Consider the following 23,487-nt stretch of genomic DNA (forward strand, 5'->3'; position numbering starts at 1 on the left):
TAAAAGCATGTCTTTATACAATCCAGTTGTTTGGCAAGATGGAATGTTCATGAAGCCGCAGCACTTTCAGCAACTCGATCGTTCACAAAGTAAACTTTCTAGTATGTTGAGTTCAAACGCCTCGCCCCTGCATTGGGGCATTAAGCGTTTAGAGATTAACTCGCAGTTACTCGCGCTGGGTAAGATTGGCATCACTCGGGCAGAAGGTATTTTGCAAGACAGAACGCCTTTTGATTTGCCACTGCTGGCAGAATTGCCAGAAGTGAAAGACGTTGACCCTTCGATTGCCGACAAAGTGGTTTATCTCTGTTGCCCATTACCGTCAGAACGTTCTGAGCTGTTCGGAACGAAGAAAGACGGCGCGCGTTACACGATGGAATCTCAAGAAGCGGTTGACGCTTGTTATGATTCAGAAGACATGGCAAACATCGTAGTTGGTAAGCTTAACTTCTGTTTGATGTATGACCATGAAGACAAGAGCGCATACACATCGATTCCGATCCTAAAAATTTCAGAAGTAAAGCCAGATGGCAGTGTTATCTTAGATGAGAGCTTTATTCCGACTTGTATTGATATTCATGCTTCAACCGTACTGAACAAGTTCGCGACTGAATTTGCTTCTATGTTGAAACACCGCGCAGAGTCTATCGTTCAGCGCTTAGGTGTTGTCGACCAGCAAGGCGTATCTTCAGTTTCTGATTTTATGCTGCTCCAAGCGCTTAACCGATACGAGCCGTTATTTTGGCACTTTGCGAGTGCAGAAGGGGTCCACCCAGAATCTCTGTATCGAATTCTCCTTCAAGCGGAAGGTGAGCTTTCAACGCTTTGTTCAGCAACGCGTCGACCAATTGAGTTTACTAAATACAATCATGGTGACTTAACCAGTTGTCTATCACGTGCACTTGATAGTGCGAAGATGACGTTAAGTGTGATGTCTGAGCAACGAGCAATGCCACTGACACTGAAAGATCAGAATTACGGCATTCGAACAGCAGCAATCCCAGACAGCAAGATCATCGATACTACGACCTTTATTCTTGCCGTTAAAGCCGATGTTACGCTGGATATCTTACATACCCAGTTTGTGAGCCAAACGAAGATTGGTTCTATCGATAATATTCGTGATCTGATTAACCTGCAGTTACCAGGTATCGAGATCAAACCAATGCCAGTTGTACCTCGTGCGCTGCCTTACCATGCAGGTTACACCTATTTCGAACTCGATAAGACGGGCGAAGAGTGGTCAGCACTGAAAAACACAGCGGCGATTGCGATTCATGTCGCGGGTGATTTCGCTAACTTGTCATTGCAACTTTGGGCAGTACGTCTATGAGTTATGCAGAAACCGATGTAACCGTCGTTCTATTTCAACCAGAGCCTGGCAAACCGATGGAGGTGATGCCAGCGCCTGATTTGTCGCGCAATATCGCCGTTCAAGACCTCAACATCGAGAGTATGGGTATCAACCCGTTAGTCGACCAATTTTCTTGGTTGATCGCGAGTCTGTCTTGTATGTCGTCGATTCCTTGGCTTGATGACCCAATGCCGTTTCGTGAACAAGTGGCTCGTGAGATCAGAAAGGGCGAACGTAAGCTCAACGAAATGGAATTGGATCGCGCATCCATTTTGGTTATCCGTTACTGCTTGTGCGCAGCAATAGATGAATCTGTCTGTCGTCAGGAGTGGGGAGCAAACAGTCATTGGAGCCAGAACAGTTTGTTGTCTGAGTTCCATAACGAAACCTCTGGTGGTGACAAGTTCTTCGTGATTTTGGAGCGCTTAAAAGCAGACCCTCGCAAGTACCGACACGTCATCGAGTTCCTCTATTTACTGCTTCAACTTGGCTTCCAAGGTAAGTACGGACGCGAAGAGCGAGGCAACGAAAAACTCGCGGAAATCGGCAGCACTATCTATCGACTCGTGCGTGATGAACGTTTAGCCGAGCAAGAGAAAGTATCTTTAGTCAACCTTAAAGCCAAATACCTCAAGAAGCCGTTAAAAAGGGTGATTTCACCCAAGCTGATTTTAGGGGTGAGCGCGATCACCTTTGCGGTCATGTATGTCGCGACCTACATGGTGATCGACCTTAAGTTTCAAAAGTTGTTGGAAATGTATCAATAACCAGAAGATCTCAAATTGAGATCTTCTGCCAGTTTTAAACTTTATCGTGAATGTCACTAGCGGTTTAGTGAAATTCACTAGTCATTTAGAGAGATTGCAATATGCGATCTCTTTTATTATTCAATCAACAAAATTCAAATGGATTGGTTATGGGCGTAACAGTTGGTGCAAATGGACTTTCAATAGTTCATAAAGGCTCAGGTGGTGAAGCGAATGCAACGCTCCCAGATGTTTGTTTAACGAAGGTCGGTAAGCCGATCGTTCCTATCCCTTATGGCAACAATGCTAAATCAACAGACCTTGCTGGTGGCACCACGACTATCTCTATGGATGGTGGCAACAGTGTCGCGATCAAAGGCAGTACGTTCTCAAAAAGTACCGGTGATGCGGGCGGTGATAAAAAAGGCGTTGCATCCGGCACCATAGAAGCCGAAGCAAAATTCATTTCAGCCTCACCAACGGTTAAGTTTGAAGGCAAGGGCGTATGTCGCCTATCCGATCAAATGACCATGAATAAAGCCAATACCATGTGTCTTGGCGGCGCTCAAAACCCATCCGTATCTGTTACGGAAGAGCAGGAAGGGACTTATACGGTTGATTTGTACCTCTCTTACTCAGACGGTGAACCCGTTCAAGGCGCAACTTATACTCTCACAGATCAATCTGGCGCCGTATTTGAAGGAACATTAGACAGCAACGGTAAAGCATCGGTTGGTGGTGTTGCTCCGGGTGAGTTTGCCATAGAGTATGGTGAGGACAGTCGCGACTTTATGCCGAATGTTCCAACTAAGACCAATCCGAACTTTAATCCGAGTGCGAACGCTCAACTGATCATTGAAGAAACAAAGAAAGGCGAGGTTGGCTTCTGGGAAAACGCTTGGACGCGAATGTCTGGTGCCGCTAGTTGGATTTGGGGCGTGATTCTTGGTGATTTCAACGATGATGCTTCCGTTGAGCAGATCATCGCCAATACTGCTTTGACCATGATCCCTGTTGTCGACCAAGCTGCTGACGTACGCGATTTATCTGCGAACATTATGACTTTGCTGAGTGAAGAAGAGCGCGATAAGCCCGAAAACTGGTTAGCGCTTTCACTTACCCTTGTCGGCTGCGTTCCTACATTTGGTAGTGCGGTTAAGGGCACGTGTAAAGTTGCGCTAAAAGGCGGGAAAGGAACTTCAAAGGACACTTTGCTGGCCGTTTTAAGAGGCATGGGTAAAGGCGATCCAGAAAAGTTCTTGCGCACGTTAGATTGGGTGGATTACGCGAAACAAACCAGCCAGATTGTTAGCGATGTTCTAAAACCTTGTATTGAAGTGGCAACCGAGTTGGCTTCATATGCAAACAGAATGGGCGCAGATGAGCTTGGTGCGTATTTCTTGAAGCTAGCGGATGAAGTGAAAATCATCGATAAGATGGTGCCGGACAAGCTTAAAGAAGCGATGGGTGAGTTTGATGATCTTTTTGCTCGTATCTTAGGTAAGGGCGAGAAAACTTACCCAGCAAAAGTAAAACATAATACCGGTGAATCTGCTCAGTCAGGGAAGAACTCTGCAAAGGCGAATGAGGACAAAGACAAAAAGGAGTTTATCTGTCCTGTTTGTAAGAAAAAACCAGAAAAATGTGATGCTTATTAGAGGTCAATACCATCATGGCTAAAAACTCAATCGTAAAAACACACAGTCTTGTAAAAGGTTCAGGGCCTGCTTTAGCAAAAGCAATTAAATCTAAGCACTATAAGTCTGGCTTCAATGAACATTTATGGGCGGATGGACGTTTGAAGGGGGATGACGGACAGTTCGGACTTCAGGCTCACCACATCATAACAACTAAAAACTTAGATACTCCAGACTGGAAAAAATACAGAGAAGCGTATGAGTATGATATAAACACCTGGAAAAATGGGGTAATGTTCCCTTCCAAAACGGATATCGCTTGTCAAGTCAATACACACGTCCATAAGTCTGGCCATGGTGGAGGTTTGGACTTCAAGACCGAGCAAGAACAGTTTTGGGAAACAAGTTCAGATCCTGAAAGTGGTGAACTTACATCAATTCCGGTAACAAAGGTTCCTGACCCCGTAGCATCTAAGTTGCGGCTGGATGATATAAAGTATATAAAGTCAGTTAATCGAGATATTAAAGGTGTAAAAGAAAGTGCAAGAAGAGGCTATTATTGCAAATCAGGGAATAAAAGGCACTTTCAGTCTGATTTAGACGACGTCTCTGAAGACGTTTTAGTGTGTTTAGATAGCTTTTTATATACAATTTCGACTTTTGGTCATGATTACTCTCCGGCAAGTGACATAGGTTGTGCAGGCGAGAGTAATATAGAAAGCAAGAGTAAATCAAGAAGCGCATGCCCAAGTAGATCTTCCAAGCTACCGGAAGAAAAACACAATATAAAGAATGTAAAAGGTAAGACTATGAAACCTAGAAAACTTGAGGTTGGAAAATGAGTGAATATTTTTTTGCAAGAGAGTGTGTCAATTCCCCAATTTATTGTTTTCCAGATGAATACATCGATTCCGTGCCCTTAACGAGTTTTACTTACCCTAAAGCACCTGTTCCCTTGATAGTCGAATTTCTTCCACAAGATGATTATGAAATCCCAGATATACTTGAAATGCCAAATTTCTCGATTAAGAAAAATGAATTTTCGAAATTAGATTTTAATAACATTTTTGGGGTTAATTGGGTCGATATTAAACTTCATGATAAAGGCGAACATGATTTTCTTATGCTACAAGTTGTCAACGAGATTAAGTTGATTGATAGATCTGAAAGTAAGATCAAGAGGTACCGAAAGGATTCTAATGGTGATGAGATGATTAGTGGTATTCTTAATCTTATATTAGATGAAAAACTAATTCAGACTATACCAGTAGATAGAAGACAGATAGTGATAGATCCTGGTTGGTTGAAGTGTGTTTTTTTCCATAAAAGTTTAGTTGAAAAAATAAAAAATTCTAAGCTAGTCGGTGTGGAATTTATACCGGCAGACGGCTATTCAGACTTTAGATAGATGAAATTAAATTTAAATGACTTTTATGTAAATAACAATCCTAAAGTAATATGTATATTAAGTTTATTAAAGAAAATTTAAGCAATATTCTACCAGAAAAAAGACCAGGTATGGTTTTTTCTAACCCTGACTTGTTTATTATTTTTGACAATACTATCCGATTCGTAATTTGGGAAGAAATTTTAGAAAAGTTAAATGAATTTTGGTTAGAAGGAAAAGATACTTGGGATAGTCATTTTGATTTTGGTAGTAATCCTGACGATTATGATAGACAGTTTGATGATTATAAAACAATTGAACTTTTACAATTCCCAACCCTGACAGATTTAGAAGTAGAAGAAAAATATGCTTTTGTTTTTAACGAGAATAATGAATTATATATTAGTGAGAACTTCGTTAAAGACTTGAAGTCAGCTGGATGTGTCGATGTATGGTATGATACCACGGCTCCATATGGCCGTTATTAGACTGCCAGCATTGAAAAGCGTCTCATGGCGCTTTTTCTTTAATACTACGATTGAAGCACCGCTGATGCCTGTTGAATTAAAGAACAAGAATAAAATAAGAACGTCAGAAGTTGTAAATGAGCGATTATTACTTTGCTAGAGAAATTGTTGAAACACCACTTTATGATTTTCCGGATGAATTCTCTTATTCGGTTCCATCCAACGTATTTACATATCCTAATCAGCCAATTCCGCTTGTAAAAAGGTTTGCTCCTACAGAAGATTATTGATGTGTTTTTAATTCCTTCACTAGTAATATCGCCTTATGAGTGTAAGAGAGCAAAGCAAGATAATTACCAAACAATAAAGAGGTATAAGATGGAGTTTTCGGTAATCTCTGAGGACTATATGAGAAGTCCAACGGCATTCCAATGTGTGGATGATCGTGAATTTCTATATAGTACAGATAATTTTCACCCAACGAGTTCGGAGAGTCCAATAAGATGGGAGGATAAAAATGTAACTTCCTCCATGGTTCACCCCATTTCGGATAATGGTGACATATGTGTTACTAAAGAATTTGCAGATCTTGTAATGAGCTTTGATCCTTATGGTGTAGAGTTTTATCCAGCATCACTATCGACTAAAGATGGAGTCATCACCGATCGATACATACTAGCTCTGAATAACATTCAAGATGTTGTCGACTTTGAACGAAGTGTTGTAGAAGTATCACCAAACAATGGGGACCTAATCGTCCACCGATTGTTTCTAAGCCCAGAGAAAATTTTAAAGATCCCCTTCCATAAACGGGTGGTTTATAGGGCTAAAGGAGCTGATACTGCAGTATTTTTCGCTCCAGAAATCTATGATTTGATTAGTAATGATTCAAGATTTTCTCTAGTTAGGAAAATGAAGAAGAATACATCTATGCGTGCACCTAAATTTTAGGGGAAAATAATGAAAGAAGACTATATTATTTTAACAAAGCAAAACTTAACTAACTTCCCATTCCAGCAAACCCCTAAACCAATAGTACCCGTAGAGCCTGACTTACTGCTTGAAATGACCTTTTCTCCGAAGCTATTTATCATCAGTGATATTGCATCAGAAGTAGAGAAACTGGTTGTACACGGAGTAGAGTGGTTAGACGCTCGCGTGGATTGTTCTCCAAGCCAAGCATCTGATGATGAAATTAAAGTTTATGAAGATTATCGTATGCCTTACATCCATCAAACTTATAAATTGACGGATAAAGAAAAACAATACGGTAAGTTGAACTGGTTAGATATCGAGTCAACAGAGTTTGATTTCTCTAAATTAGAAAATATTCCCTTAGAGGAACGATTAATATTTAAACTAGAAGAAGATTTTGGCTTAGTTTTTATTCACCAAAGTGTGATTGACCTTCTAAAAAAAGACGTCAAAGACGTTTGGGTAAGAGATGTATAATAAGCGCCGAAAGGCGCTTTTTCTTTTATTCAATCGGATACAACTCTAACAAATAAAAGATGTGAACGTGGCTAATGAATCCACAGTGGTTAGGAAATAATGAATAGAACAACGAAATTAACTTTGCTGTTGGCGGCGGCAACATCGGTCGTCGGCTGTCAAACAATGCCGAATCAAACGTTAACTTCTACGGCAACTCAAGAAACTATTGAACATGCGAAAGCCGAACTTGATGGGCAGCGTTTCTACAAACTTAATGAATATGACCAAGCGATTGAAGTTTCTGACGACGGGATCATTGTATTCAAGTCTTACTTACCTCGTAGCGGCGGTTACGAATGGGTACCTGTAGTCATTCAGGACAGCAGTTTTCATGTGTCATGCGACTATTTCCGAGAGTTTGTGGATGCAGGAATGGTAGTGCAGGCACAGTTTGTCGGTAAAGGTGGGCATATTGAATACTATGATAAAAAACGCTGTGAAGAGCACGGCGAGCCCGTTTGGAATTAAAACGTTTTTATTAAAGCGCCTTTCGGCGCTTTTACTCTCTACAACCAACACCCACTATCTAGCACATCAATTAATCGTCTCGACAAAAATAACTCAGCGTAATTGGCGTTGGTTTAAAATGAACCACACTAGGGCAAATGGTACACTGTACTCATATAGATACACTGTAAATTAGCGTTTGAACCTCTTCCCCATAACATTGATATTTAGCGTTCAAACGTTGAGAAAACCCATATGCGTTTGTCGTTAAACCTCGTGATTGCATCCACTTTTGTAGCTGTTACTCCAGCTGATGCTAACTATGATCTTGATTCCCTGCTAGAGATGCCACTGTGCTCGTTAGCAGACACAAAAGTTGTTTCGGCAACTCGTACCTCTCAATCCCTTGCGGACACGCCAGCTTCGGTTTATGTGATTACAGCCAAAGAGATCCAACGCTCTGGTGCTCGTTCTGTGGCTGACGCATTATCTTTGGCACCTGGTCTTCATGTCGCCAAGTTCTCCAATTACGATTGGGGGGTCAGTGTGCGTGGCAATAATGAAACACTTAACAACAAGATGTTGGTCATGGTAGATGGCCGCAGTGTGTTCAATCCAATGTCATCCGGTGTTAATTGGGATTTAATTCCCGTTAGCATGGACAACATTGCCCAAATAGAAATCGTTCTGGGCCCGGTTGGGACAGTGTGGGGTGGTAATGCCGTGACAGGAGTCATCAACGTCATCACTAAAGAAGCAGAAGGCTCGGCAAAAGGGAAAGTGTCAGCAAGCTTTGGTAATTATGGCTACAGTGAATATCAATTGCATCATGCAGGATCAATTGGTGAGTACACCAACTACAGTGTTTATGGTGAGTTTGTTGATCACATGCCTTGGACAAGTGATGAAGCTCGTGTGGCTCCGCTGCAACATTTTAACGTATACACTGAACGCTTTGGTGGCCGATTAGATTATCAAAAGCATGAACACACGTTGAGTGTACAAGCTGGTGGTATTCGCTCTCGCGAAGACTACAACTGGGGTAATTATCAGCCTCACTTTGTCATGCCCGGAGCAGAACCGGTCAACTTTTATGAAACCGAAATGACCATGCAAGAGTACTTCGTTGGGGGGCATCATATTTTTGATCGTCCTAGCGGAGACCGATGGGAAAATGAAGTTTGGTTAACCTACAGCTCTAACGACATTTCACACGATAATGCGCGATTTTTCCGAACAGATCTAGACTCCCATTATACCTTTTCAAATCTATGGGGAACCGAGTTTACTGTTGGTGCCAATATTCGGCTTATTGATGAACAGTTTGGAACTTTCGATAAACACGATGAAATGACGATGCCTTATTTGCGCTTATCGGACAGTCCAGATTTTCTCAACCAATCGTATGGTCTGTATGCCAACTGGAGTATTCCGTTGGACGAGAGAACCAAACTGACATTAGGTAATCGCTGGCAATACAACAACCTTACTCATCATGTCGATCCACAACCACAGGTGCGTTTGAGTTATGAGCTCGCGAATAATCAACGATTGTGGGCGGGTTGGGGTAAAGCAATAGTGACACCGTCACGATTGGAGCTGAACACGTATATGCGTGAAAACCATTATATGGAAAACGTACAGTTCAGCGACGGTAATTACTATGACTACTATTACAGTTACCTATTAAAAGGGAATGAAGACCTAGATGTAGAATCAGTCTCGACCTACGAGCTTGGATACCGTTTGTGGGATGAGAACAAACTGCAATTCAATATTGGTGGCTTTTATACTCGTCATGAAAATATTCGTGTTTATAAAACGGATTCTGCGACACAAGCGATTGTTACTGGTGGCTCATCACCGGGCACGGTTGGTACTGTTGTAGAGCAATACACATCCAGCTTAGTTGATCCGATCTGGAGTGAAAGTTTTGGTGGAGAGGTTTCTGTGAAGTGGCAACCTCGTCAAGACATTCAAATAAACGCCAATTACAGTTACAAGCGTATTGTTGGCCATTGTGAGGGCGCTATTTGCTCTAACAACAAGGCCGTGAAACGTATGATTGAAAATGAACCGAATCATTTTGTGAATGCACAAGTAATGTGGGACATCACGCCACAATGGTGGCTCAGTGTGACTGGTCAGTATGTTTCTGAATCTAAGTTACACGATGATTACGAGTCGGCTTTGAATCCGGTTAACGTAGCGAATAAAGACTATAACTGGCCGGAAGTGGTTTCCTTTGATGCATCGGTAAGTTGGCAATACAACGATTGTTTGCCACAAATTACAGCGTCGGTAGAAAATCTAGGTGCAGACCAAAGCAAAGAGTTTCCCAACAACTACAACCCTTTCGCTAATGGAACGCAATACTGGCTAACGCTCGATTGGAACTACGCTCAATGGTAAAACGGTTTGAGCGAAGCTCAGCAGTGAAATGGGTAATAATGATTTGGGCACTGCTCAGCGCGACGTTTGCCTTTGCTCAATACGATGATGCGGAGCTGAAAGCCGTTTATTTATATCGTTTTGCTTTGCTCGCCGATTGGATGGCGACGGGGGAATCCATCGCCCCAGTTGAGTATTGTGTGTCTGAAAGTGACTCTGTTGGCGAGCACCTTAAAAACATCGTTGCTCGTAAGCCGCAGTTGTCTCGTTACTATGATTTATCAAATCCGGTGACGCCGAACACCTGCCATATCTTGTACATACCGCAAGCAAAGAAGTCCCAAATCTTATTGTTGCGCGATCAATACCCTCATTCGTTGTTGATCAGTAATGGCGAAGAGTTCGTGAAAATAGGGGGGATGGTCGCCTTTGTTAAGGTAAACAATCGTATTCGTCCTATGGTATCTCGTAGTCACGTCGCGCCAACACAGATACAACTGCGTGCCCAACTATTGAGTATCTCATTATTGGTTGAAGATGAGGTCGCGCCATGATTCGCTCTCGTCTCGCTCGTTTGCCTTTAAGGCATAAGATGATGTTGCCTACATGGCTAATGATTACTCTTATTGTCATTGGTCTTGGTACGCTCGCAATTCAATACGTGGTACTTGCACAAGAAAAGGCGTTGGAGCGTCGTATTGATATTCTTGGCCAAGGGGTGGCGAACACGCTACAAGCGGCATTGATGTTTGATGATGCATACACGGCAAAAGAGCAACTGACCAACCTGAGTTTCGATCCTGACATTATTTCCGCGGTCGTGATCAATCAGCATGACAAAACAATTGCATCGATAGAAGATCTGCCAGCAGGTTGCCATTGGCAAGAGCGTCAGGTGATTTGTTCACATCTCAACGTTGTGATGCGTCATAACGATGTCTTATTAGGCGATGAGAAGTTGGGCGCACTCGAAATATGGGTTTCTTTAGAGAACCTATTAATAAACGAACGGAAAATGTGGTTATCGCTTGGCGTTATCGTTTTCTTACTTTCGTTGTGTGCGTGGGCGTTGGCAAAGTTACTACACTCATTAATTTCATTGCCATTGCTGTCGTTGCATCGTTCTGTTGAGCATATGAGTCGTGTCGGGGTCCTCCGTAAAACATTGCCAGTTTATCATCAAGATGAAGTTGGTAAGCTAACAGAATGCTTTAATGAAATGACCATGAGTTTGGCTGAACGTGAATCACAAGTGGCGCAAGTGTTAAAGCGTGTTGAAGATAAAAACCGTTATATCCATAGTGCACTCGACGCAATGCAACGTTGCGTACTCGTAGTTTCGTCAAATCACCAGGTGACGTACTTCAACCCTATAGCGGCAAAAGAGTTAAAAGGGATGGAATCAAATTCGGACGCGAGAAGCCTCTTGATGAGTCACTTCGAGCCTATGTTGAAAGTAGAGCGTATCCTGTTTGCAATCGATACGCATACTACAGTGAAAGGGTTAGAAGTTCGTAGTGTTGACAAGACTAAGCGCTATTTGATCTCTTGTAACCCGATGGACACAGAAAAGAGCAGCTTGATTCAGCTTCAAGACATTACGGAGCAAACGCTATCGGAGCAAAGACGTAAGTTACTCGATTTAATGTTTGATCAAAACCAAGACGCCATATTGGTATTGAATCGAGCTTTAAGCGTTCAAACTCAAAATCAATCTGCGACACAGTGGTTTGGTGAGGTTAATGCATTAAAAGGTCTCGAATTGTTTTCATCTTTTGAAGTGACGAAAGCGATTAAATTAAGGTTATTGAAAACGGGTCACTACAAAACGCACGTTGATGTAAAAAACCAACAAGGGCGTGTGATGCCGTGTGAGCTGAAGGTTCGCGCTTTGAAGAGTGAAAATGGACGTGCAGAAGCGTTTGTGGTCTCATTTACGGACTTGACGATTGACATCGAGTTAAAACGTTTAAATTATCAAGCAAACCATGACCCATTAACCGGCTTAGCCAACCGCTCAAAAGCGTTACGTCGACTCCAGGAAAAGCATGATGTGGGTGCCTCACAGCATATTTTATTCTTAGACCTAGATGGATTTAAAGCAGTTAATGACCAATACGGTCATGCGGTTGGCGATCAATTATTGAAAGCCGTTGCTCAACGTTTGGTCAACTGTGTGGCGAGAAGGGATCTTGTGTCTCGTCTTGCTGGCGATGAATTTTTGATTGCGGTTCGTGAGGCTTCGAGTTGTGAGCCGATCGCGAATCGCATCATAGAAAGCCTAGCGAAGCCCTTTTACTTTGGCGATATCACTTGCTATATCTCTGCAAGTATCGGTATGAGTTATTGGGCGCGAGAAGATAACTCGACGTTGGATGATCAAATTAACGCTGCGGATATGGCTATGTATCTTGCGAAAAAGGGCGGTAAGAATCAGTACCAAGCCTGTTTAGAGCCTGCTTGTATTTTGGATTAACTTAATAGCCACACACTATGCGAACAAGCGTCAAACACGAGCAAATAGAGGTGTGGCTTTTAAATGTACGTCATTGTCCATTTTATCTTTTCAGAATGGGGCGTATGTTGTGCTGTTTGATTTTTGAGCGAAAGGCGTTCTGTTGATGATGAGATGGTGAACGCAATTTGGTTGTAGTCCAAGGTGGATAATGTTGTAAGAATGTCCTTACTAATTATTAAAAATTATCATCTTATCAATAAGATAAAATTAATTCGCTAAGTTTCGAAATTTGACATTTAAGCTGTGCAAATTAGTCTGAGCTCCCAAGTCGTGGAAGCCAGTTATGCTTAGCATTCTTAGAAAAAACATCGTATTCATTTTCGCATTCATTGCTATTGCGTCTTCAAACGTTTCGTTTGCCGCGGATGAGCCAAAAGAAACGGTTGTTGTTGGCGTTATTGCTCAGCATTCAGAAAATCCCCAAATAGGGGATGAAATCGGTGCTTTCTACGGGATCAACCTTGAGTACCTGACTAACATCGCCAAGGTCCTCGAACTGAAATTGGAGCTTCGTTCCTATAGCACGATTCCTGCCCTGTTAACTGATATCGAAAATGGTACGGTTGATGGCGCGGTAGGTTTTAGCAAAACACCAGAAAGAATTAGCCACTTCTTATTTTCAGAACCTTTTTTCTCCAGCACGATTGCGGTCTGGTACCGCGATAGCAACTATAATCAACGTGATCCTCGAGAGCTTCAGTGGGTTTGTGTCGAGGGAAGTGTCTATTGTGGCTACATTAGAGAGGCGGGTGCAACCAAAGTACGTGAAGTAAAAACGCGCCTAAAAGCATTTGAAGCTGTACGCAGTGGTCGTGCCAATGCACTTATCTCAACGTATGTCGCCATTAATCAATATTTAGACCAAAACGATATTGTAAAAGGGGCAGTAGACATTCCGAGTTGGCTCAACGAGGAAGAAGTCAGTTTTATCACTTCAAAATCAAACCAAGATTTGGTTGACCGAATCAATAAGATCTTGAGCTGGGAACGTCGCGGAAAGAATATTCGCTCGGTCGCGTCGAAGAACCCATATCATGTTAACGACAAACTATTAGTCGAGTACCGTCGTGATCTCGATAGTAATAAAGCCATCACTTACAGCAGCAGCGAAGAAGCGTTCCCGTTTCTTTATCGCAATCCACACACGGCTCGCCTAGACGGTTTCCTGCCTGATTTCATCGACCTAATTCGTTCAAGAACAGGCCTAAAATTTGAGTACATAGAGCCCACGAACAGCTTAGATAGTGGATTGACTGCGTTTTCCTCTGACCTTGTTCCTGTCGCCTATGTTGATCATGTTCGGTCGTCTGATTGGCTAATTACGAAGCCTTTTATGCACAATAACTTTGTCGCGATTGAAGCGCTAGATGTGGAGAATCATCCTCCTCACGATGCGACGTCAGGCATTTTGATGAGTTTAAAAAAACAGGGACTGGTTAACTTAGACTCATGGAAGGAGGAGCGCTTTACTCGTTATGACGACTTGAAGCTACTTCTTAGTGATCTAAAGAACGGCGAAATTGATGTGGCTTACGTACCTGACGACATTGTTCACAGCATGATTGCGCAAGATAACATTGATGGACTGTTGATCAGCGAAAAGGATGTTCTGACGTTGTCGATTGCCTTTGCCGTTGCCAACCACAATACCAAGTTGAAGAAAATCTTGGATAGCATCATCGATACGATTGATGCCAAAGAGATCGACAAGTTAAACCGGACTTACCGCAATTTCAACCTAGTCTATGGCTATGATGAAGAAGAGATTACCACCATTGTACTGTTTGTCGCGGTCATTTTTGCGGTGCTTCTCGCCGTCGTCTACTTCGTATTGGCGCACCTCAAACTGAAAGTGAACCTTGCTGAGCTCAATGCCACTAATGAAGAGAAAGAAAAACAGTGGTTGATGGGGATCATTCAAGAGATAAACAGCATTGTATTCATCCATGGTGAAGACAACCAGATTCAAATGAGTAACTGCTCTTTGTTCCTCAATCGGCGATGCAATGGTTGCACTATTCTCGACCGAAAAACCGCAAAACCGTTGGTCGATAATGCCCTTGAACTGCGTGAAGTAATCGAAGGTAAACGCATTACCGATACTAGCGCGTCCACCGGTTGCAAAGGTGGTATTCAGCACGTGTACCGCGAGCGAAAAACCATCCTTTCACCAAGCAGCAAGAAAAAATTTGTCCTAACGGTTCTTCAAGATATTACCGAACAAAAAGAACGTGAGTTTGCCTTGATTGATGCTCAGGAGAAAGCTCAAACGGCAGTGCGTGCACGTGAAAACTTCTTAGCGACCATGAGCCACGAACTAAGAACGCCACTGTCTGCGGCGCATGGGTTACTCGACTTATTAGAGCGTCAAACTCGAAGTGACACCAACAAAGAACTCATCACGCAAGCCATGCGTTCTCTTAATCACCTCAACGTGCTGGTGGACGAGGTCCTGGATTATTCAAAGCTTGAAGCAGGACAATTAAAAGTGACACCAGTAAAAACCAACGTCATTACAACCTTATGCGATGTTGTGCGTAGTTTTGAACCCAAAGCGCAGAGTAAGGGGTTGGATTACCGAGTGACTGTTAAACCCTTTACCAACCCTTGGTTAAAAGTAGACGCGGTTCGACTCGTACAAATTACGACGAACATCTTATCAAATGCGGTCAAGTTTACTTCTGATGGTGAGATACGGATTAGCATTGCGCTCAATCAAGAACAACTGATTCTAAAAATCGCCGACACCGGCATCGGTATGACGGAAGCGCAGTTGGATGGGATTCTTCAACCATTTGTTCAAGCGGACGATACGATCACTCGTAAATTTGGGGGTACAGGCCTAGGGCTAAGCATTGTTGATGGCCTTGTGGAATGCATGGGCGGAGACCTTCAGATTAACTCTGAATCGGGACTGGGGACGACCATCGTGGTTAAACTGCCTGTTAAGCTCTGCAAACCCAAAGCGCAACCTTCTATTGTATATAGCTACTCGCCGACATTGCCTGCCAATATTCGCGATTGGTGTGAAGTATGGGGAATGGAAGCAACCGATATTTCCCCAAGCCTTGCTGGAACATTTTCTGAGGAAGGGAAGTACCAAGGGCTTAATTTGAACTGCGGTTGTGACGCCATATGTTCGCTAACCGCAGTAGAAGCAAAATATCCAGATACGTTGTTAAGTCTGTTGAGCCAAGGTTGTACACCGACAGTTGAGCCGATTAAGCCAGTAGATAAGGTCTCTTGGAAGCACGGTACGGTCTTGGTCGCAGAGGACAACCCAATAAACCAAAGTGTCATAACCATGCAGCTACGAGAACTCGGCATAGAACCCGTAATTGTGAGCAATGGTTTAGAAGCATGGCAATACGTAAATCAGGACGAATTCGTTACCTTGGTATTAACCGATTTCCATATGCCGGAGATGGATGGTTTTGAATTGGTGAACAAGCTCAAAGCAAATGAGGAGCTGTCTAAAATCCCAGTTATTGGTGTGACCGCAGAGGATTCCCGTCTAGCAAACGAACGAGCGAAAACCATAGGGATCGACGACATTCTCTTTAAGCCATACGACCTTGAGCAGCTTAAGGTTAAATTGCTGCCTTACTTGAGTGAACAAAAAAACAATCTTTGGCCTGAATGGCTAGAGAAGTTTAGAGCGCAGGATGCAAAAGAGATCGCTAATGTCTTTAAAAGCTCGATGACGCAAGACGTAACCAATTTAAAAGCGGCAGAAAGTAAACAAGAGAAGAAACGAATTATTCACGGTATTAAAGGGGCGTTAGGGGCGATAGGCGTCACTATCTTAGCTGAGTTATGTGTTGAAGCTGAACAGGCAAGTGACGCGGATTTCGATTCGCACGTCACAGGACTTATTGACCGGATAGAACATGAAGTTAACCTCGCAGGACACTGGATTAAAGCTCATGAATAAACCACTGAACACGATGGTGATCGATGACCATCCTCTACAGATTACGTTGTTAAGGCAGATGTTATTACGTAACGGTGTTGATGTTGCTACTTATGATAAGGTCGACGATGCGATAGCACATGCGAAACATAACAATTTAGATGTTATCTTTTGTGATTTACAGATGCCAGAGAAAGATGGCATCGACATGATGGAGATGCTCAATCAAATTGGTTACAAAGGCAAAGTTGTTCTAGTCAGTGCGATGGAGCTGACGATCGTGACAGCCGTGCGTGCGATGTGTGAAAGCTTTAGTTTTGAAGTGCTTGGAAAGCTATTGAAACCTTACGAAGAGCAGCAAGTCATCGATATGCTGACTCGAGTTAACCTAGAACCAGTCAAAAGCACCAAATTTAACCAATGCGTAGACGTTCAAGACCAAGAGTTTTTGTTTGCGCTTGGCGAGGGACGCATCAAAAACTACTACCAACCGCTGGCGGACGCTAACAGTGGTGACATTATCGGATTTGAAGCTCTGGCTCGTTGGTTTCATCCCATCTATGGTGTTTTACCACCACATTGTTTTTTGCCGATTGTTGAACGTTGTCATTTGTCCGCCGAGTTGTTTGATGCCGTGTTTAGTAACGCGTTATACGACATTAAGCATCGTGGACTCACTCAAAAAGTCTCAATCAACGTTGACCACGATAATCTTGAAGATTGCGAGTTCGCAAGCCAGTTCATTCAGCGATGTTACGAAAACGGCATCAGCCCAGACCAATTTACAATAGAAATTACCGAGCGTGATACTTTTCAGACCAGCGCGGCACTCTACAAAAACTTACTCAAATTCAGAATGAATGGCGTGACGGTGAGTATCGATGATTTTGGTACTGGTTCGTCATCGCTAGAAAAACTCGCTCAATTGCCTTTTAACGAACTGAAAATAGACCGCTCGTTTATACAGGGGTTAGTGAATGACCCGAAAAAGAAAAACATCGTGCTCGCAATATGTGCACTAGCAAAAAGTCTCAACATTAGCGTCGTCGCAGAGGGGGTGGAAGACGAGATTACGCTGCAAGCCATGCGCCAATACACGATCGATGTTTGCCAAGGCTATTACATCGATAAACCAATGCCTTTAGAAGCCATAACAATACTGAATTAAAAGAATGATGAACAAAATAAACTGCCTGATCTTTGATGATCACCCACTTGTCTGTATCGCCATTAAATCGCTTGTTGAAAGCCTAGGTATCGCCAATGAAGTGATGACGGCAACAAGCTCAAAAGACGCTTTAAAAATGCTTAAAGAAGGCGATATCGGGCTGCTTATCTTAGACGTGAACCTTGCTGATTGTGATGGTTACGACTTTTATAAACGTATTAAATCCCATGGTTTTAGCGGAAAAGTGATTTTCTTTTCTGCTGAGACTAGCCATATGTATAGCCAAATGGCATTCCGTTCAGGGGCCGATGGTTATGTCTGTAAATCCGAAAATCACGAGATCTTAAAAGACGCTATAGAGGCGGTTGCGAAAGGGTATTCATTCTTCAAGTTCAAACAAACAGTGGAAGAGCATCGAAATGTCCCAACGTTATCAAGCCGAGAAAGCGCGGTGATGAAGTTACTTCTACAAGGAAAAAGTAACCGAGATATTGCCGATGTTCTGTCGATCAGTGACAAAACCGTCAGTACATACAAGCGCAGAGTCATGGATAAGTTCAACGTGAAGAACATCGTGGAGCTTTCAAAAGTCGTTGATACTTAAAGGGTAAGGGATGAACCTGAAAAATATTTATTTGTCTTTTTTCTTTAGTGCGCTTTTGTTTACCACTTCAATGACCATGATCGGTGCGATGTTGATCTCCCATGAAGTGAAGCAGTTTAAGATTTACACTCAGGGGATATCCAAGACCAAGCAAAAAGTCACCTTACTTGGTCTATTGATGGAATCTGAATTGGCACGTTATGAAGGTTCCACAGCTCATGAGATTAATCAACTGACGGAATTCAGTTTTCAAGATGCGATCTATGCGTTAGAGCCGGGCAGCGAACTGGACTATGTCGAAACGATTGCGCGGAAAGTACTGCACGAGGCTGAAGGGTATTTAGCAAACGTTTATGAACGAATTGATGTCGTGCTTTACTTTCGTTCATATACGGCGAGCAAATTGATTCTCGAGAATCCGATTAAAGAGCTTGAGAACTTGTCTGAACCTTTTGATATTGATTGGTGTAAACAAACGTACTCTTGCGTACTCGCGGCATGGAAGGATCAGCTAACCGATCGCATTCTCATTTCTAAACCTTTTAAAACGACGTATTCGGAGAGTAGGGCATTTAGTGTGATTAGCCCTGTTTACTACCAAGGTGAGATTGTTGGTGAATTTGGAGAGCAAATTTTTCTCGATTCGCTCAAGGTCGAAGGGAAAGCCCTAAAAGTGGATATCAACAACGGCAACAAACACATCGTTGTTTACTACCCACATTACCCGTGGTCAGACTTTGCATATACACAAAGCTACGTTGCGGATAACAACAACTTAATCGTTTATCAATTTCCTTTCAGTAAAATACTGATTGATTTCGGATTCCTGTTCCTAATCATGTTTGTATCTATTTATGGATACTATTCAAAGGCGCAAGAGTCCAAAGAAAGCAAAATTCAATTAGCCAATGCAATCAGTGATGCAACCAAAGATGAATTGACTGGTTTGTTCAATCGTAAGGTGTTCAAGGAACAAGCGTTCAAGAATAAGATAAAAATGACTCCGTTTACTGTGGTTGCTATTGATGGCGATAGAGTGAAACGCATCAATGATAAATATGGTCATCATGTTGGTGACGAGGTGATCGTGATTATTGCGGATGCGATGAAGAAAGTGTTTAGAGTGTCTGACTACTTGATTCGCACGGGAGGGGATGAGTTTATTGCGATTCTACCAGGATGCAGCGAGAGTCAATCTCTGATGTTGGCCAAAAAGCTGCAAAATGCCGTGACAGAGAACCGTTTAAAAAGCTTAGATATTAATGTAAGCGTCAGTACCGGACTTGCCATGAGCAACGAACACGAGACGTTAAATGATGTGATCATGCGCGCGGATGAGGACCTTTATGAAACAAAACGGCATCGTAGTTACTCTGAAACTGTGTCTTAAACGGGAAAATCAGCGTAAATGACTATATTGTTATTAATTGAAAAGATAAGAGTTTGATAAACTTGACCAAAACGTGACTTTGGTCTTCTATAGTAAAGCAGCTCATTCAAAGGCTGCTTTCTTTGTATTTGGCCGAAACTAATTATAAAAAACACAACTTTAATCTTTGATTCTACTTGGTAACCACACTGTGAATAAAGATCTCGACCTAAATCTCCTCAAAATACTGGTGCTGTTAGAGCGTCATCGTCAACTTAAACCTGTTGCTAAGGCATTGGGTAAAAGTGAAGCCTCGATCAGTAAATACCTCACTCGTTTGCGAACACAATTAGAGGATGAGTTGTTTATCCGTCATGCACATCATTTTGAACCGACGGATTATTTAAAGCGTAAACTTCCTGAAATTACAGGGGCGCTTGATCAACTTGAATCGTGCTTAGTTCGACGTGAGTTTGACCCGCTTTCATACGAAAAGAGCATTACGATTTGTTTGCCTCAATCCGCTCAGTACTCATTTGGACATCTTTTGCTTGGGGATTTGATGTCTTTGTTCCCTAATGCTTACATCACTGTATCAAGCAGTACCGACCACACGATTGAAGATATCTTGGAAGATAAAGTAGACATGCAATTGCATTACTTCAACGAAGAGTATCCTAAGTCAATCCATCAGCAATTTATTGGTTATGCGCCAGCTGTTGTTGTTGTTCCGGAAGAGCTCGGTATTAGCGATTTAGAGAAAGCGTGTGATCTTCCTTTCATTTTATTAGAAATGAATGGTTGGAAGGATCGAGAACAAGTGACGAAGCGCGCGTTGGAGAAAAGCGGAATAAACATTAACCGTGTGGCAACGATGGGAAATATCACAAGCTTATTGCAGGCGATTAAACACCAAGGTGCAGCGACAATTTTGCTTGAATACCAAAGACCGATTAACGGTTTCAATTTTATCTCTGTACCAGAGAGCTTTTACCCAGATGGTCGCCCTAAAGTGGTGGTACAGATGAAACAAACTCATCGCTACAATTCAATGCATCAGCTACTGACGGATGCCATCTCGAAGTATGTCAATGTCTAACAGCATAAGCTGCCGCACTCTTCTTGAGGAAGGGTGTTGAGCAGTTCAACAACGGATTCTGCGTGGTACTTTTTCAGAATGCGTGTTTTGTAAGTACTGATGGTTTTCGCACTTAATGACAGTTGCTCAGAAATCTTTTTATTTGAGTAACCTTGCGCTAAATAATGGAAAACCATCGCTTCTCGATTCGATAAAGTGACGTTACCTGAGGACTGGTTGTGCGTCGCTTTAAACATCGAATATCCGCGTGTTACGCTGAGAACCGCATCCATGATGGTTGCTTTCGCCTCATTCTTATTCAAAAAACCGTGTGCGCCCATCTCAAAGGCCGCTTTAGATAAACTTGAATAATCACGGGATGAAATAAACAGGATCTTTCCTTGATAGCCAGTTGCAAGAATATTCTTAGCTAAACGCATACCATCTCTATCACCTAGCACAACATCCAGAATAACCAAGTCAATTGGTTGGTTACGAATCAACTCCATTACCTCTGCGCTGTCTGTTGATTCAACGACATTCACGGATTTAAATGCGCTTTGAACGAGAGAAGCCAGAGCCTCACTATATAACGGTTGGTCGTCGATAATAAGAACGCTATTCATATTTATGCCTCACCTTATATTTCAATTTACTGGCCGCATCCCTTCAGCAGTCATTTAATGTGGAAGAATTGTAGGAAAAATCTGTGGCGAGCGGGTGAAAATGACAATTTCACTATTTGAAACTTGTCGTCTCAATTGTGAGATGGTGTCGCAGTAAAAATAATGAAATCAATTAGATGCAGGATGAAAGATTCGCAGTGTTGCATTGACGTCCGTCTCTTTCTTTGGGGTCGGAAAAAGCTTACAAAAACTTAAAACCCTATAAAATACAATGAGATACCGCCTTTTTATGAAAGGCGTTAATTTGCGGTAAAGGAACGTGTTTTTTACTATTTCTTCCTTGCTGTTCTTATGGAGTAGGCGGAATGCTAAATAGGATTAAAAAAATAAAACACAAATTTTACCTGATTTTAAGTACCGTTATCTTGGTACTTTTTGCGATAACCGCAGTCGGTGTACTTACTACCAACCAAATCAATACAAACTTTATTCACTTTCAATCGATTAATAGCAGTGCATTTGAAGCAACTGAAATCGAAGCGAATCTTCTAACTGCAAGAATTAATGCATTAACCTATCGAACAAACCGAGATCGCCTATTTTTCAATCAAGCAATGGAGGCGTTAAATCTGGCTAAAGACGAGGCGCAAAAGCAAGCATTAAGTTCGGAGGATGATGAACGTAAGTTGCGCTTTGAAAAGGTTTCGTTTCAGCTTGAACAGTATATGGTGCACTTGGGAGAAGTTTCTCAATTAATGGCGAAAAGAAATACCGATGTGAATGCTTTAGTTTCTTATCAAAAAGAGATAGAAAACAAACTCATGCGCCGTTTGAACAAACACACAACTGAGCGAGGTTTGATAGCAGATGCGACTTTGGTGTTTAAGGCGCTTACGCAAGAAGCAACGGAATACTTGTTAACCAACAGCGAGCAAGACTATGAGCAATTTGAAGCAAAGCTGGATCACTGGAAGAGATTCATGATACAGCTTCATTTTGTTGATCAAGACAAACTCAACGAATTAACTGGACACCTTTCAACTGCGTTATCCAGTGTTGCAGAAACCATTCGAGCAAGGAATCAACGTTGGGATGCACTTAAAGATATTGGTTTTGAAATTGCGGACCAAATCAACGCAATAAAATTGGATGCAGTTAATGACCAGAATGTTTTAAAGGAAGAAATTCAACAAACGACAGAACAAGCGACGATGAATGTAGCCTTGGCATTGTTGATTGGTTTACCTGCAGTGACGTTTTTGTGTCTATTTATCTCTAAAGACATCACGAACAATGTCATCTTTGCAAAGCAAGTAGCGGAGAAATTGAGCCGAGGTGAAATTAGTGTAGAGCAGCAGCATGCAAAAGGCAGTGATGAGGTTTCTGAAATGCTTGTTGCGTTACACAACATGGAAGAGCAGCTGTATAAAACCGTTTCTGAAGTTATCTCTTGTAGCGATCTTCTTGCTTCGGCATCAGAGCAACTTTCTGCAGTAAATTCCGAAATCTTGAGCAATGCGCAGTCCCAGCAATTGGAAACTGACCAAGTAGCGACAGCGGTGAATGAAATGACGGTGGCGATTGCAGAGGTAGCACAAAGCGCAAACGGAGCATCACGGGAAGCAGAAATTGCATCGGAGGTCTCCGACAGAGGGCAGAGTGTTATGAACAGTGCGATGCAACAAGTTGGTGGACTTGCTGAACAGATGGGAAGCATGAGTCAAGAAGTTGGGACGCTTTCTAATGGTACTGCGGAAGTGGCAGACATTACCGAAGTTATCCAAACCATAGCTGAACAAACGAACTTGTTGGCGTTAAACGCTGCGATTGAAGCTGCACGAGCGGGCGATCAAGGTCGGGGCTTTGCCGTTGTTGCTGATGAGGTTCGTCAATTAGCGCAGGAAACACAAAAAGCGGTCGAAAAGATTGGGAATCGTATTACTACGCTGCAACAAAATACCTCTCAAGTGGTTGAATCTATCGATGCAGGCCAGCACATGTTGGAACAAACTGTGCAGCAATCGGCTTCTGCCAATGATGCGTTTTTAAGTATTTCATCAAATATTGATCAAACGAATGCATTGAACACACAGATTGCAGCTGCGACAGAAGAGCAATCTGCGACCGCAGAAATGATCAACCAAAGTGTTGTCTCTGTTCGCGATCAAGTTGACCAGACGGTAAATATGATTCAAGACAGCAACCAAGCCGCCGATGAGTTGGCGAAGATGTCGATAAACCTCTCTGATCAGATTCGCTTTTTTAAACTGCAATAAAATAAGAAGGGC

Annotated in this window: 19 protein-coding genes; 18 read left to right on the plus strand and 1 reads right to left on the minus strand. The window is 42.4% G+C overall.

All coding sequences use genetic code 11. The features are described from left to right. Positions 1 to 7: 7 nt before the first annotated feature. From tssK to L1076_RS00210, 17 genes are all read left to right on the plus strand, one after another. The gene (gene tssK, locus L1076_RS00130) at positions 8 to 1,333 is read left to right on the plus strand and encodes a type VI secretion system baseplate subunit TssK (RefSeq protein WP_038867808.1); all 1,326 of its coding nucleotides are present in this window, start codon (positions 8 to 10) and stop codon (positions 1,331 to 1,333) included. After that, positions 1,330 to 2,121, plus strand: coding sequence for a type IVB secretion system protein IcmH/DotU (gene icmH, locus L1076_RS00135; protein ID WP_038867806.1), 792 nt, complete (start codon positions 1,330 to 1,332; stop codon positions 2,119 to 2,121). Before tssK ends, icmH begins: the two co-directional genes overlap by 4 nt. 149 nt (positions 2,122 to 2,270) lie before the next feature. After that, positions 2,271 to 3,758: a PAAR-like domain-containing protein gene (locus L1076_RS00140; protein ID WP_237302892.1), complete on the plus strand. Its 1,488-nt coding sequence runs from the start codon at positions 2,271 to 2,273 to the stop codon at positions 3,756 to 3,758. A gap of 14 nt (positions 3,759 to 3,772) precedes the next feature. After that, a complete protein-coding gene (locus tag L1076_RS00145) occupies positions 3,773 to 4,579 on the plus strand; it encodes an AHH domain-containing protein (protein WP_104038420.1) in 807 nt (268 codons plus the stop codon). Next, the gene (locus L1076_RS00150) at positions 4,576 to 5,145 is read left to right on the plus strand and encodes a hypothetical protein (protein ID WP_053304698.1); all 570 of its coding nucleotides are present in this window, start codon (positions 4,576 to 4,578) and stop codon (positions 5,143 to 5,145) included. Before L1076_RS00145 ends, L1076_RS00150 begins: the two co-directional genes overlap by 4 nt. 50 nt (positions 5,146 to 5,195) lie before the next feature. Further along, entirely contained in the window at positions 5,196 to 5,612 is a 417-nt protein-coding gene (locus L1076_RS00155) for a hypothetical protein (protein WP_130546334.1), read from the plus strand. Positions 5,613 to 5,969: 357 nt separating this feature from the next. Continuing rightward, positions 5,970 to 6,542, plus strand: a complete 573-nt coding sequence (locus L1076_RS00160) for a hypothetical protein (RefSeq protein ID WP_104038074.1) — start codon at positions 5,970 to 5,972, stop codon at positions 6,540 to 6,542. Between the two features lie 9 nt (positions 6,543 to 6,551). Next, positions 6,552 to 7,043 (plus strand): hypothetical protein, encoded by a 492-nt coding sequence (locus L1076_RS00165; protein ID WP_237302893.1) that lies wholly within the window; start codon positions 6,552 to 6,554, stop codon positions 7,041 to 7,043. A gap of 99 nt (positions 7,044 to 7,142) precedes the next feature. Next, complete coding sequence (locus L1076_RS00170; protein ID WP_104038066.1) at positions 7,143 to 7,553, plus strand: hypothetical protein; 411 nt, start codon at positions 7,143 to 7,145, stop codon at positions 7,551 to 7,553. A gap of 234 nt (positions 7,554 to 7,787) precedes the next feature. Then, the gene (locus tag L1076_RS00175; RefSeq protein WP_237302894.1) at positions 7,788 to 9,944 is read left to right on the plus strand and encodes a TonB-dependent receptor; all 2,157 of its coding nucleotides are present in this window, start codon (positions 7,788 to 7,790) and stop codon (positions 9,942 to 9,944) included. Next, the gene (locus L1076_RS00180) at positions 9,938 to 10,477 is read left to right on the plus strand and encodes a YfiR family protein (protein ID WP_102387308.1); all 540 of its coding nucleotides are present in this window, start codon (positions 9,938 to 9,940) and stop codon (positions 10,475 to 10,477) included. Before L1076_RS00175 ends, L1076_RS00180 begins: the two co-directional genes overlap by 7 nt. Beyond that, positions 10,474 to 12,399 (plus strand): diguanylate cyclase, encoded by a 1,926-nt coding sequence (locus tag L1076_RS00185; protein WP_237302896.1) that lies wholly within the window; start codon positions 10,474 to 10,476, stop codon positions 12,397 to 12,399. Before L1076_RS00180 ends, L1076_RS00185 begins: the two co-directional genes overlap by 4 nt. Positions 12,400 to 12,724: 325 nt before the next feature. Then, positions 12,725 to 16,375: a transporter substrate-binding domain-containing protein gene (locus tag L1076_RS00190; protein WP_237302897.1), complete on the plus strand. Its 3,651-nt coding sequence runs from the start codon at positions 12,725 to 12,727 to the stop codon at positions 16,373 to 16,375. Next, complete coding sequence (locus tag L1076_RS00195) at positions 16,368 to 17,522, plus strand: EAL domain-containing response regulator (RefSeq protein ID WP_042601570.1); 1,155 nt, start codon at positions 16,368 to 16,370, stop codon at positions 17,520 to 17,522. The genes L1076_RS00190 and L1076_RS00195 overlap by 8 nt, the downstream gene beginning before the upstream one ends. 4 nt (positions 17,523 to 17,526) lie before the next feature. Beyond that, positions 17,527 to 18,126, plus strand: a complete 600-nt coding sequence (locus tag L1076_RS00200; RefSeq protein WP_038867782.1) for a response regulator transcription factor — start codon at positions 17,527 to 17,529, stop codon at positions 18,124 to 18,126. 10 nt (positions 18,127 to 18,136) lie between these two features. Beyond that, entirely contained in the window at positions 18,137 to 19,516 is a 1,380-nt protein-coding gene (locus L1076_RS00205; protein WP_237302898.1) for a GGDEF domain-containing protein, read from the plus strand. 190 nt (positions 19,517 to 19,706) lie between these two features. After that, positions 19,707 to 20,594: a LysR family transcriptional regulator gene (locus L1076_RS00210; protein WP_038867779.1), complete on the plus strand. Its 888-nt coding sequence runs from the start codon at positions 19,707 to 19,709 to the stop codon at positions 20,592 to 20,594. Here L1076_RS00210 and L1076_RS00215 read toward each other — a convergent pair. Continuing rightward, positions 20,591 to 21,199 (minus strand): response regulator transcription factor, encoded by a 609-nt coding sequence (locus L1076_RS00215; RefSeq protein ID WP_038867777.1) that lies wholly within the window; start codon positions 21,197 to 21,199, stop codon positions 20,591 to 20,593. The genes L1076_RS00210 and L1076_RS00215 overlap by 4 nt on opposite strands. A gap of 365 nt (positions 21,200 to 21,564) precedes the next feature. Between L1076_RS00215 and L1076_RS00220 the strand changes: the two genes are divergently transcribed. Then, positions 21,565 to 23,475, plus strand: coding sequence for a methyl-accepting chemotaxis protein (locus L1076_RS00220; RefSeq protein ID WP_042605950.1), 1,911 nt, complete (start codon positions 21,565 to 21,567; stop codon positions 23,473 to 23,475). Positions 23,476 to 23,487: the final 12 nt, after the last annotated feature.

It is taken from the genome of Vibrio sp. MMG023 (genome assembly GCF_021654215.1).
Taxonomy (GTDB): domain Bacteria; phylum Pseudomonadota; class Gammaproteobacteria; order Enterobacterales; family Vibrionaceae; genus Vibrio; species Vibrio jasicida.

What these genes read in the sequence shown, in the direction of transcription:
- L1076_RS00195 (WP_042601570.1), top strand. Translation starts at nt 16,368, where the DNA reads ATGAATAAACCACTGAACACGATGGTGATCGATGACCATCCTCTACAG.
- L1076_RS00185 (WP_237302896.1), top strand. Translation starts at nt 10,474, where the DNA reads ATGATTCGCTCTCGTCTCGCTCGTTTGCCTTTAAGGCATAAGATGATG.
- L1076_RS00190 (WP_237302897.1), top strand. Translation starts at nt 12,725, where the DNA reads ATGCTTAGCATTCTTAGAAAAAACATCGTATTCATTTTCGCATTCATT.
- L1076_RS00145 (WP_104038420.1), top strand. Translation starts at nt 3,773, where the DNA reads ATGGCTAAAAACTCAATCGTAAAAACACACAGTCTTGTAAAAGGTTCA.
- L1076_RS00155 (WP_130546334.1), top strand. Translation starts at nt 5,196, where the DNA reads ATGTATATTAAGTTTATTAAAGAAAATTTAAGCAATATTCTACCAGAA.
- L1076_RS00175 (WP_237302894.1), top strand. Translation starts at nt 7,788, where the DNA reads ATGCGTTTGTCGTTAAACCTCGTGATTGCATCCACTTTTGTAGCTGTT.
- L1076_RS00165 (WP_237302893.1), top strand. Translation starts at nt 6,552, where the DNA reads ATGAAAGAAGACTATATTATTTTAACAAAGCAAAACTTAACTAACTTC.
- tssK (WP_038867808.1), top strand. Translation starts at nt 8, where the DNA reads ATGTCTTTATACAATCCAGTTGTTTGGCAAGATGGAATGTTCATGAAG.
- L1076_RS00200 (WP_038867782.1), top strand. Translation starts at nt 17,527, where the DNA reads ATGATGAACAAAATAAACTGCCTGATCTTTGATGATCACCCACTTGTC.
- L1076_RS00160 (WP_104038074.1), top strand. Translation starts at nt 5,970, where the DNA reads ATGGAGTTTTCGGTAATCTCTGAGGACTATATGAGAAGTCCAACGGCA.
- L1076_RS00180 (WP_102387308.1), top strand. Translation starts at nt 9,938, where the DNA reads ATGGTAAAACGGTTTGAGCGAAGCTCAGCAGTGAAATGGGTAATAATG.
- L1076_RS00220 (WP_042605950.1), top strand. Translation starts at nt 21,565, where the DNA reads ATGCTAAATAGGATTAAAAAAATAAAACACAAATTTTACCTGATTTTA.
- L1076_RS00140 (WP_237302892.1), top strand. Translation starts at nt 2,271, where the DNA reads ATGGGCGTAACAGTTGGTGCAAATGGACTTTCAATAGTTCATAAAGGC.
- L1076_RS00215 (WP_038867777.1), bottom strand. Translation starts at nt 21,199, where the DNA reads ATGAATAGCGTTCTTATTATCGACGACCAACCGTTATATAGTGAGGCT.
- L1076_RS00150 (WP_053304698.1), top strand. Translation starts at nt 4,576, where the DNA reads ATGAGTGAATATTTTTTTGCAAGAGAGTGTGTCAATTCCCCAATTTAT.
- L1076_RS00205 (WP_237302898.1), top strand. Translation starts at nt 18,137, where the DNA reads ATGAACCTGAAAAATATTTATTTGTCTTTTTTCTTTAGTGCGCTTTTG.
- icmH (WP_038867806.1), top strand. Translation starts at nt 1,330, where the DNA reads ATGAGTTATGCAGAAACCGATGTAACCGTCGTTCTATTTCAACCAGAG.
- L1076_RS00170 (WP_104038066.1), top strand. Translation starts at nt 7,143, where the DNA reads ATGAATAGAACAACGAAATTAACTTTGCTGTTGGCGGCGGCAACATCG.